The following is an 11,176-nucleotide window of genomic DNA, read 5'->3' as shown; positions in this document are numbered from 1 at the left end:
CATTTAAATATAGTTACAAGTTTAAAATAAAAATATTACTGGAATTTTTTTATTCCAGTAATATTTTTATTTTAAAGTAGATAAAAGTCTTTATAAAATTTATACAAAAATTTTTATCTCTAATATTGTTATAGTCTTTATAATAACCTAACTATCTAGGTTTAAATAATCTGATATATCATAAAAATAGATATTAAAAATTGTATACGAACTATTTTCTGAACATACATCAATGTCATGACCCAAATTATCTATCATTTTCTTTACAAAATATAACCCCATTCCAGTAGACTTATACAATTGATTTCTTCCATTTGTACCTGTAAAACCTTTATCAAAAATCCTAACTATATCTTCTTCACTTATGCCTATTCCAAAATCTTTTATAGATAATACTACTCCATTTTCTAACTCTCTTGAATCAAACTCAATTTTACCAACTTTTTTAGAATACTTTATGGCATTATTAATAATTTGGTCTAAAATATATGACATACATTTAGAGTCTGTATAGACATCATAGTCTAGCTTATTTAAACTAACTTCAATGTTATTTTTTATAAGCAAAAATGAGTTATTTTTTACAGCCATTTTTACTAATTTTTCTAATTTAACCTTATTTATAAATACATCTTCAAACATGGTATTACTTCTACTACTATATAAAATGGAGTTAACTAAAAAGTTTATCTTAGCAACTTGATTCTTAATATCTATACTATCTTCTATACTGCTTAACCTATCTGTAATTATATTCAAAGAAGATATTGGAATCTTTATTTCATGAACCCACTTAGCCATGTACTCATCTAATTCTTTTAAAGATTGTTTATAAATTTCTATATCATTGTTATTTTTTATTTTTAGATTTTCTATAATAGCTCTCATTAGATTCTCTTCAAAAGATTGTCCCTCAACCAAATAACCATCTATTTCACCATTATCTTCTATACAATCATATAAACTTTTATAACTATTTCTGAAGCTGATATAATCCACAACAAAAAATAATATTGTTATAAATATTACTAAAAAATCCAAATATACCAACTCTGCATATTTATTTTTAAATACATCTATAGCAAATAAGTATATATTTATTATACTGACTATAATTAAACAGATGATAAGATACTTAGACCTACCTTTTAAATATTTCGCTATCATTGTATTATATATCCTATGCCCTTCTTAGTTTTTATAAAATCATCAAAACCTAACTCTTTAACTTTACTTCTCAATCTATTCATATTTACAGTAAGTGCATTATCTGTCACAAACTCATCATTATTCCATAGAGTCATCATAAGACTTTCCCTTGATACAACTCTATTCTTATTTTTTAATAATAAGGTTAAAATTTTTATTTCATTTTTAGTCAATTCTAAACTTTCATCCTTGTATTTGTGCTTTATAATTCCTCTTCCTGCATCAAATATCAACTCGTCGTAGTACATAATACTACTAGAGTCACTATAATTGTAGACTCTTCTTATTATACCGTTTATTTTGGTAACTAATATATCTATAGAAAATGGTTTGGTAATATAATCATCTGCTCCATTATTTATCCCCATTATTAAATCCATATCAGAATCTCTTGATGATAAAAATATTATTGGTACATTAGAAATAGCTCTAATTTTCTCACACCAGTAAAAACCATTATATAATGGTAAGTTTACATCTAAAAGTACTACATCTGGTTTTTTGTCTATAAATTCATCTAAAACTGCTTCAAAGTTATTAATTAATTCTACATTAAATCCCCATTTATCCAATGCAAGAGCAATTTCTTTTGATAAATCAATATCGTCTTCTACTAATAAAATTCTATACATTTGCGTACTCTCCATTATTTTAATATTTAATTATGTTATAAATTATTAATATAATAACATATTTTATATAGGTTTATTGGTCAAATTCTTTAGTTAATCAACAAAGAGACTCTTATTAAAAGAATCTCCTCGTTTTTTAGTAATTTATCAATTAGTTTTTATATACTACACGCTTAAACTTACTGACAGATACTGCTCCATATATTATAAATATTATCAAGCATATAACTAAACTTAGTATATATATACTAAATAAATTAGCCATCATTAATTCTCCTGCTAACCTCAATGCAAAATAGCTAGATATTGTTGCACTTAACATTGGTAAAGTATAAAAGATAGCTACTTCTTTAAGTATAGCTCTATTTATATCTTTTTCTGTAGTACCTATTTTCAATAAAATCTTGTATTTATCTTTATCTTCATATGCATCACTATATATTTTCATATAAATTATACTTCCAGCCACAAGTGCAAATACTAAGAACAAAAATACAAGCACTACATATGCAAACTTCATCCATTGACTTTCATTTTGAGCTTTATATCCATTTTGAATATAACCATTTTTTAAACTTAGATTCTTTTCAATATTTTTAAACATCACCTGGCTATTTTCTTCTTTAGATACTTTTGCCCCATAAAAATATACTTGTTGTCCTTTATTTCTTAATTTGAAATATGTATCATCATTTACTACTATGATACTTTGATTAAATCCTGTGCCTAACACTGGAACTTTTACTTCTCCCTTTGAAATATTATATAAATGTCCATCAAGGGTTACATGAGCTTCTTTTGTAGCTACTGTTACTATAGTTTGAGGGCTTTTTAACTCTATTACATTATCTCCTCTAACTAGCTTATCACCATACTCTTTTAATTCTTCATCATGACCATTTTCTTTAAGGATATTGCTAAAATCGCTATATTTTATTATAGCATTAGTTTTGTCATAAACATTCTTACTATCTGTGTTTTCCAAAATTGTTAGCTCTGGGTTTACTGAATATTTTATCTTATTAGTATCTTTTATTATATTCTCTATTTGTGTTTTATTCACTTCATCTTTGTCCAATGAAACTATACTGACAGTATATACATTTCTTTGCTCTTGAGCATTTTGATGTATAAATTTCATTGCAACTGATGCTCCAAGAGTAGATATTGTAGTGGTTATAATTATTGCTATTATAGCATAAGTTTTATAGTTTTTATTTAATCTGTAATTTATATTGTTTATTGCAATTATATTGTTTCCATTAAATAATATTTTTTTATTTTTTATTATAATATCAAATATAACAGGAACAACTGATTTAAATAGTCCATAAGTCCCAACTATTATTATAGCTATAACAGGTATTACACTCATTATATTTCCAGTCCTTATATTAGTAGAAAGGTAATAACCATATCCTATTACTATAATTGATATTATAGCTAAAATATATATCCCTATTCCTACTTTAGGTATTTTTTCTTGCTTTTTAGATGTATTAATTAGATTTATTACGCTACTTCTACATATTGTTATAAAACCTTTTATAGCCATTACTATAAATATAGAAATAAATATCAAAGTAGTATATAGTATAGCTTCCATGCTAAGCCCATTAGATACCTTTATATCAAATCCAGATAACTTTATTATCACTACTTGAAAAAATCTAGAAGTTATTATTCCTATAATTATTCCTGTTATACAAGAACTTACCCCTATAAGCATATTTTCTACAAAATATATTCTTCCTATTGTATATAAGTCTAACCCCATAAAAGACAATATCCCAATTTCTTTTGACCTATTTTTAAAAAATATATTTGTTGCATACCAGATGAAGAAAAATAAAAATACTGATAGTATCATTATTACAGCTATTAACACTGATAATGTAAAATTTTTATTTTCTCCTTGCAATACATTTATAGCATCACCATATCTTAATAATTCAAAATTAGTTAGTACAACTACTGAAAAAACCATAGATATAAAAAATGCTAGATACGTTCTTATATTACTCTTAAAATTATTATACGCAATTCCAAGTATACTCACTTACATGTCACCTCCCATAGAGGCCAACATATCCATAATTTTTTTATAAAATTCTTTTCTGTTACTTCCTTTGTTTAATTTGCACTTTATATTCCCATCATTTATCATGTATACTTCATTAGAATAACTTGCAGTTAGAGGGTCATGTGTAATCATTATAATAGTAGCATTATTTTCTCTATTTATTCTTTCTAATGATTCTAAAAGCTCATATGCTGACTTAGAGTCTAAAGCACCTGTTGGTTCATCTGCAAATATAACTGCTGGGTTTGTAATTAATGACCTAGCTGCTGCTCCTCTTTGTTTTTGCCCTCCTGATAACTGATAAGGATATTTATCTAAATGATTTTCTAATCCAAATTTTTTGGCTATAGAAAATACCTTAGCTTCTATTTCCTTACTTTTCTTTTTTCCTAATGCTAGAGGAAGTGCTATGTTATCCATTAACTTCATGTTATCTAATAAATTGTAGTCTTGAAATATAAATCCTATTTTTTCTCTTCTTAGTTTTGACAGTTCATTATTTTTTACTTTTGATATATTAATTCCATCTAGGATTATCTCTCCTGAAGTTTGTTTATCAAGTGTAGACATAAGATTTAGTAATGTTGTTTTCCCTGCACCAGATGGACCCATTATTGCTATAAAATCACCTTCATTGACTGTAAGAGATATATTTTTTAATACATTTGTTCTAAATCCTTTTATCCCATAATCTTTTGATATATTTTTTATTTTTAATATTTCTTTCATAATAATAGCCTCCAGTTGCTAATTTTTTAATATATGTTTATTTTAAAGGTTTTATATAAATAAATCCTTAAGCAAATATTACATTTTAACTGTTAACATTACACTTTCGTAACATAGGCAAAAAGGCTATTAAAGTATTTAGTCTATAACTTTATATTATCAATTTATATTTGAGATATGTTTTTTAGCACTCTCAAAATTGTTCACTACTCTAAAATTATTTGATTTATTTAGCTCTAGCATTAATTCTGAAAATCTCTTATTTATCCTGCTTTCATCATCAATAATTGCAACAGCTTGTATCCTATAAGTCATAAATTTTTGTAATGCAATACCTGCTAATCCAGTTTTTAGATTTAAAAAATCATCTGAAAGTGAATTATTACTAAGCATAAGATAATTTATACCATGCTCCATACATATAGATATAATATCCATTATTTCTCCTTCAGAATTAAACTTACTCTCTAAAAAAATATATTTTCTGTCATTTTGTTTTTTTATATTATAATTCATTTTTATTCCTCATTTCTGTTTTAAATGTTTTCTATTAATATGGATATAGAACCTAACATATCCTCAATAAACTTTATATCTCCCCATAACATAACTCTAAGCCTATTTTCATTTTCATTATATTTCAAGTTAATAGTGGAGCCACTTGACATTGAAGTCGGATTATTTACAAGTGCCAAAAGTAAGTTTGATAAACGTGAGTATTCATTATTCGAGATACTATTTATATCAACTACTGTAGATACATTAACCTTTGGAATACATCCTAGTTCCTTATATGAATTCAATTTAAATTCTAAACCATTATTCTCATCACTCTTTACATCCATAAACCTATCTAAATCTTCTTTTGATATCCTCCATTGTTTGCCAACTTTATTAGCTTTTAATTTTTCATCTTTTATAAATTTTCTTATTGTCTTATGATGCATTTCTAAAATCTCTGCAACTTGGTCTATTGTATAAAACTTTTCGTCCATAATTACACTTACCTTTCATTTGATAATAACAATATATTAATTTAGAAATATCAAAAAGTCAAATTTATTTTGTATTTTATTGCTATTTATTAGATTTTAATACACTTTAATTCCATCTTATTGCATTCTAACATTTTCTAGTAACTTATTATAATATCTTTACTAAACTTATAAATTAAATTGCTTAATCATGTCCAACTATAATGAAAAATCTCTTAAGTAAAAAAGCAATTTGAAAAAATTTAAAATCTTTTCAAATTGCTTTTCACAGTGTATTTTTACATTTTTATATTTCAATATTTCGACTAACAAGATAACTTTTAAAAGCTTTCTAATTCTTAATATTTTCAAGCTCTAGTACCTTTTTTATACAATTATCATCTTCAAAATTCTTAGTTCTATCACAATCTCTCACTTTAAAGTCTGGAATAGTTTTAAATTCTTCATCACATACTCCATTCTTATTTAAATACATACAACTTGCCATTCTAACTATCAGACCACTATTTTTTAAGTTAAACAATACAGGATCTATACATCCACCATCTCCTCCAGTAGTTTCACCTACTAAAGTAGCAAATTTAGTTTCCTTACAAAACATAGCAAATGCCTCTGATGATGAATATATTTTTTTATCTACAAGCAAATATATATTGCCTTTAAACTTTAAGTCACTTTTCGATTTTATGGTATAGGAAGTATTTTCAAAACCACTAAAATCTTTCATAATCTCTTCTGGTGCATTTTTCTTTATGTTTGTTGGTAAGTTTTCTACAGGTTCTAATTTTATATTTCTTACACTTGTGTATTTTTTTACTATTTCATTATTATTTCTATAGATTCTATATCCATTTATTTTAACATCATTTTTTATAAGTTTAGATACAATTCCTTGCCAATATCTATCACTTCCTCCTGAATTTCCTCTTATATCGATAATTAAAGCTTTATGTTTTTCTAGAGTATTAATATATGCTTCAATTGCTTTTAAATCATTGTCTATAGGTCCATGCTTTGATGACATAGATGGTAGATACATGTATCCTACTTTACCTTTGATTGCATCTTCCAAAATTAATTCTTTTTTCTCAAAAATATCATTTGGAGCTTTTATTTTAGGATTTATAGAATTGTATCTATCAACAACTTTTTCATCATTAAGAAAATCGCACCAATCATTATTAGAATATGATTTCTTAAAAAGCTCATATCGTTTTTTATTGTCGATTAGCTCTGTATGTTTATTATTTAATTCAGATAATATGGATGACATTTCTTCTATAAATTCTTCATCATTTTCAGTACTCTTTATTCTTTTTATATATTCGTCCTTATTTTCTAACCAATCAGTATTATTAATTCTTTTATTTACATTTAAATAAGGATATCCTGTTTTTATAACATTATATACATGTTTAAAATCATCCATCTTTTCTTCTTCAGATAGTTGATTCTTTTGGGAATAAGTAGAATTACCTAATAAAATTATAAATGTTAAAATAATTACTAAAAACAATATTTTCTTTTTCATATAGTTCTCATCAACTTTCAAATTTTATATTTTAATATATTAGTACCATCATAAATCTCTAACAATAATATTTAAACTTTATTATAATTCGTATATTAGTTAGGCATCTTTAATATCTTAATATTCTTATCGTAAATAGAAATTACTATTCTTATCTTTTTTAATTTATTTTAACTCAAAATAACTTCAAACAAATCAAAATGTAAGGGTCAAATAATTACTACATTTTATCATATATCTAAAGTATTTGTAAAAATAGATAAATTATTTTACTATTTTAGGGAACACTTACTATCAAGAAATCAACATAAAACTTCAGAATAGGAGAGATATATATGGTATTTTTTATAGTAGGATTTATAGCCTCTATTATAGGTGCAATTTCTGGTCTTGGTGGCGGAATTATCATAAAACCAGTACTAGATGCAGTAACTGAACTAGATGCTTCAGTTATAAACTTTTTATCAACATGTGCAGTATTTACTATGTCTTGTTCTGCTGTTACTAAACATATTAAATATAAAACTAAATTTGAAAAACCTACGACTGTCCTACTTGGAATAGGTGCAATTTTAGGTGGTTTAATTGGTACTGAGATATTTGAATTTATAGTTGATTTTATTAACAAAGATAGGTTTATAAAGCTAATTCAAAATGGACTCCTTTTGTCTTTATTAGTAATTATACTGGTGTACATAAATCTACCTAACAAAAAACAATTCCATATAAAGAATCGTATATTTACAGTTTTACTTGGATATACTCTAGGAATGATTTCATCTTTTTTAGGAATAGGTGGAGGCCCTATAAATATAACTGCTCTGACATTATTTTTCTCAATGAATTTAAAGAGTGCATCTGTTAACTCAATAATACTAATACTATTCTCACAAGCTTCAAAGATAATAACTCTATTAATTTCAAAGTCAATACCTTCAGGACTTGAAATATCGATGTTACTATATATAATTCCAGCTGCAATCTTAGGTGGAATATTCGGTACAACTATTAATAAAAAAATAAATAAAAGTAATTTAATCATTGCTTATAATTCAGTCATGTTATTCGTTATAATGACATGTCTGTGGAATATAATAAGATTATTTTAAAGGAGAGACTATAAATGAACAAAACTAATTTATTTGAAACAGTTAAAAATGCTTATATCTATGGATATCCAATAGTAGGTATGTATGAATTACTCTATACACAAATTATTAACCCAAAGACTAAGACAACAAGTTTTAATGAATTTGCTCATACTGCCACTGTAGCATCACCAAAAACATCATTTATACCAGCACCAAACAATGATACAACATATTCAAGAGCTTGGCTAGACTTACGTGAACAACCAGCAGTAATAGAAGTTCCAGACACCAATGATAGATACTACTCTATACAATTATTAGACTTATTTACAGAAACAATTACTAATATTGGTAGAAGATTAACTGGGACAAAATCAAATAAATTTACTGTTATTGGACCAGATTGGAATGGTGATTTACCTAAAGATACCAATGTAATTAAAAGTGATACACCTTTTGCACTAGCATTTTTAAGGGTTCTTATCAATGATAAAAATGATGTTCAGGAAGTTAAAGATATACAAAACAAGTTTAGAATACATAGACTCTCCGAGATGTCTAACAAGACACATCATGATGAACATGATACCAAAGATTTGCCAATATATAAAAATTCAAATTACCATGAATTTTTTGAAACCCTTAATAACATACTTTTATTAATCCCAACCTTAAAAACTAGAACAGACATATTATCATCAAAACAGCTAAAAGAAGTTCCTGATGATATATTAAATGAAGCTTGTAATAGTGCGAAAAAACTTATTAATGAAGGTGGCTTAGCATTTGGAGAATCCCATAACTTCTGGAGAGTTGCTCGAAAAGGTATTGGTAATTATGGAGAAGATTATTTACAACGTTCAGTAGTGTGGCATAAAGGTGCTTTAGCTAATCAACCAGAAGAATCTTTATACCCAAGCACTTTCCAAGATAGTACTGGTCAATTTTTAGATGGAAATTTTGATTATGAGATAAAGTTCAATAAAAATGAACTTCCTCCTGTTAGCCAATTTTGGTCATTAACGATGTATTTGTTTAAAAATGCGTTCTTAGTAGATAATGAAATTGACCGCTACTCTATTGGAGACCGTACAAAAGGGCTATTTTACGATGAAGATGGTTCACTAACCATATATATACAAAATAAATCACCTAAAGATAAAAATAAAATATCAAACTGGCTACCATCACCTAAAGATAAATTTTACATGACACTAAGATTATATGGTCCAAGTGAAGATGCTATTTTAGGTAAATGGTTACCTCCAGTTGTTACTAGAGTAAATCAATAAATTTGTTAATCCCAGATTGACCAAGCATTCTAAAACAATAGAACAGAAAATTTATAAAACAGGCGAAATTGAAAATGGTCTAGTTCAATGTGATAACCCTAAAAAAGCTCAAGATTATTTAGACTTATTTGATAAGTTTACTCCATTTGTAAATATACCATTTTGGTTGCAGTAAATTTTAAAATACCTATTTTGAATTTGTTATTTCAAAATAGGTATTTTATTATGATTTTAATTTGATTTTGTATTTTATATATTATATCTACTTCTTAGATATTGTATCTACTTCATATATATATCTATTAAGTATAGCTTCTAGCATTTCTTGTCTTCCAGACTTATTCTTTATCACTGGCATTTGTAGTGCATAAGTTTCTAATTCTTTAAATCCAACTTTACCATCTACTATGTCTTTACCTATACCTTCACTAAAGCTTGAGTATCTTTCTTTAGTAAAGTTTTCAAATACCTCATCTTCTAATAATTTATGAGCTACTAATAATCCCTTTGCAAATGTATCCATACCTGCAATATATGCTAGGAATAAGTCTTCCACTTCAAAAGATGCTCTTCTTACTTTAGAATCGAAATTGAAGCCTCCTGGAGCTATTCCCCCTTGTTTTAACACTTCATACATAGCAAGTGTTGCATCATATATATTTGTTGGAAACTGGTCTGTATCCCACCCTAATAATAGGTCTCCTTGATTCGCATCTATACTTCCTAAAACATCATTTATTCTTGCCATATTCAATTCATGTTGGAAAGTATGACCTGCAAGTGTAGCATGGTTTGCTTCTATATTCATTTTGAAGTATTTATCTAGATTATACTTTCTCAAAAATCCCAAAACAGTAGCAGTATCAAAATCATATTGATGTTTAGTTGGCTCTTTTGGTTTAGGTTCTATTAAAAACTGCCCAGTAAATCCTATTTCTTTAGCATAATCTATAGCCATTTGTAGAAATCTTGCGAAGTTGTCCATTTCAAGCTCTGTATTAGTGTTAAGTAAAGTTTCATAACCCTCTCTTCCACCCCAGAATACAAAGTTTTCTCCTCCTAAATACTTAGTTATTTCCATGGCTTTCTTAACTTGAGCTGCTGCATAAGCGTAAACATTAGCATTACATGTTGTAGATGCACCATGAACAAATCTTGGGTTTCCAAACATATTAGCAGTTCCCCATAATAACTTTATACCTGTTTCTTTCATCTTAACTTTTATGTATTCAACTATTTCATCTAATATCTTGTTTGTTTCTTCTAAATTTTTGCCTTCTGGAGCTATATCTCTGTCATGAAAACAGAAATACTCAATTCCCATTTTAGACATAAATTCAAATCCTGCATCAACTTTAATCTTTGCAATTTCAATTGGGTCTGTTATATTATTCCAAGGTCTCTCCACTGTACCTACTCCAAATGGGTCATTACCTTCTCCACATAAAGTATGCCAGTAACTCATTGCAAATCTTAAGTGCTCTTTCATAGTCTTATTTCCTACTACTTGTTCAGGATTGTAGTATCTAAATGCTAACTCATTGTTAGATTGTGCTCCCTCAAAGTTTATCTGTCCTATTCCTTTAAATATTTCACTCATTTCATATCCTCCTA

Annotated in this window: 11 protein-coding genes; 3 read left to right on the top strand and 8 right to left on the bottom strand. The window is 26.6% G+C overall.

Annotated elements, in window-relative coordinates; translation table 11 throughout:
* Positions 1–147: 147 nt before the first annotated feature.
* The 7 genes from Q3287_RS09980 to Q3287_RS09950 all read right to left on the bottom strand — a co-directional run bounded on the left by Q3287_RS09980 (position 148) and on the right by Q3287_RS09950 (position 7,179).
* A complete protein-coding gene (locus tag Q3287_RS09980) occupies positions 148–1,167 on the bottom strand; it encodes a sensor histidine kinase (protein ID WP_407964022.1) in 1,020 nt (339 codons plus the stop codon).
* Complete coding sequence (locus tag Q3287_RS09975) at positions 1,164–1,841, bottom strand: response regulator transcription factor (RefSeq protein ID WP_054271563.1); 678 nt, start codon at positions 1,839–1,841, stop codon at positions 1,164–1,166. The genes Q3287_RS09980 and Q3287_RS09975 overlap by 4 nt, the downstream gene beginning before the upstream one ends.
* Before the next feature lie 151 nt (positions 1,842–1,992).
* Entirely contained in the window at positions 1,993–3,900 is a 1,908-nt protein-coding gene (locus tag Q3287_RS09970; RefSeq protein WP_407964021.1) for an FtsX-like permease family protein, read from the bottom strand.
* On the bottom strand, positions 3,901–4,653 hold the full coding sequence (locus tag Q3287_RS09965) for an ABC transporter ATP-binding protein (RefSeq protein ID WP_054271565.1): 753 nt from the start codon (positions 4,651–4,653) through the stop codon (positions 3,901–3,903).
* A 159-nt stretch (positions 4,654–4,812) separates the two neighbouring features.
* Positions 4,813–5,169 (bottom strand): DUF4180 domain-containing protein, encoded by a 357-nt coding sequence (locus tag Q3287_RS09960; protein ID WP_407964020.1) that lies wholly within the window; start codon positions 5,167–5,169, stop codon positions 4,813–4,815.
* Between the two features lie 20 nt (positions 5,170–5,189).
* Positions 5,190–5,648, bottom strand: coding sequence for a helix-turn-helix domain-containing protein (locus tag Q3287_RS09955; protein ID WP_054271567.1), 459 nt, complete (start codon positions 5,646–5,648; stop codon positions 5,190–5,192).
* Positions 5,649–5,979: 331 nt separating this feature from the next.
* Complete coding sequence (locus Q3287_RS09950) at positions 5,980–7,179, bottom strand: S41 family peptidase (RefSeq protein ID WP_407964019.1); 1,200 nt, start codon at positions 7,177–7,179, stop codon at positions 5,980–5,982.
* A gap of 335 nt (positions 7,180–7,514) precedes the next feature.
* On the opposite strand from Q3287_RS09950, the gene Q3287_RS09945 reads away from it, so the two are divergent.
* From Q3287_RS09945 to Q3287_RS09935, 3 genes are read left to right on the top strand one after another with little or no spacing between them, the layout of a single operon-like run.
* Positions 7,515–8,288: a sulfite exporter TauE/SafE family protein gene (locus Q3287_RS09945; protein WP_054271569.1), complete on the top strand. Its 774-nt coding sequence runs from the start codon at positions 7,515–7,517 to the stop codon at positions 8,286–8,288.
* A gap of 14 nt (positions 8,289–8,302) precedes the next feature.
* Complete coding sequence (locus Q3287_RS09940; RefSeq protein WP_407964018.1) at positions 8,303–9,562, top strand: DUF1254 domain-containing protein; 1,260 nt, start codon at positions 8,303–8,305, stop codon at positions 9,560–9,562.
* A 16-nt stretch (positions 9,563–9,578) separates the two neighbouring features.
* Positions 9,579–9,737, top strand: coding sequence for a hypothetical protein (locus tag Q3287_RS09935; protein WP_153885150.1), 159 nt, complete (start codon positions 9,579–9,581; stop codon positions 9,735–9,737).
* Positions 9,738–9,824: 87 nt separating this feature from the next.
* On the opposite strand, the gene xylA is transcribed toward Q3287_RS09935, so the two are convergent.
* Positions 9,825–11,162, bottom strand: coding sequence for a xylose isomerase (gene xylA / locus Q3287_RS09930; RefSeq protein ID WP_407964017.1), 1,338 nt, complete (start codon positions 11,160–11,162; stop codon positions 9,825–9,827).
* Between the last annotated feature and the right edge of the window lie 14 nt (positions 11,163–11,176).

Source organism: Clostridioides sp. GD02404 (assembly GCF_045898275.1).
In the GTDB taxonomy this organism is placed as follows: Bacteria; Bacillota; Clostridia; order Peptostreptococcales; family Peptostreptococcaceae; genus Clostridioides; species Clostridioides difficile_A.
This window is presented reverse-complemented; position numbering and strand designations above follow the sequence as displayed.

What these genes read in the sequence shown, in the direction of transcription:
- Q3287_RS09945 (WP_054271569.1), top strand. Translation starts at nt 7,515, where the DNA reads ATGGTATTTTTTATAGTAGGATTTATAGCCTCTATTATAGGTGCAATT.
- xylA (WP_407964017.1), bottom strand. Translation starts at nt 11,162, where the DNA reads ATGAGTGAAATATTTAAAGGAATAGGACAGATAAACTTTGAGGGAGCA.
- Q3287_RS09980 (WP_407964022.1), bottom strand. Translation starts at nt 1,167, where the DNA reads ATGATAGCGAAATATTTAAAAGGTAGGTCTAAGTATCTTATCATCTGT.
- Q3287_RS09960 (WP_407964020.1), bottom strand. Translation starts at nt 5,169, where the DNA reads ATGAATTATAATATAAAAAAACAAAATGACAGAAAATATATTTTTTTA.
- Q3287_RS09940 (WP_407964018.1), top strand. Translation starts at nt 8,303, where the DNA reads ATGAACAAAACTAATTTATTTGAAACAGTTAAAAATGCTTATATCTAT.
- Q3287_RS09965 (WP_054271565.1), bottom strand. Translation starts at nt 4,653, where the DNA reads ATGAAAGAAATATTAAAAATAAAAAATATATCAAAAGATTATGGGATA.
- Q3287_RS09955 (WP_054271567.1), bottom strand. Translation starts at nt 5,648, where the DNA reads ATGGACGAAAAGTTTTATACAATAGACCAAGTTGCAGAGATTTTAGAA.
- Q3287_RS09950 (WP_407964019.1), bottom strand. Translation starts at nt 7,179, where the DNA reads ATGAAAAAGAAAATATTGTTTTTAGTAATTATTTTAACATTTATAATT.
- Q3287_RS09975 (WP_054271563.1), bottom strand. Translation starts at nt 1,841, where the DNA reads ATGTATAGAATTTTATTAGTAGAAGACGATATTGATTTATCAAAAGAA.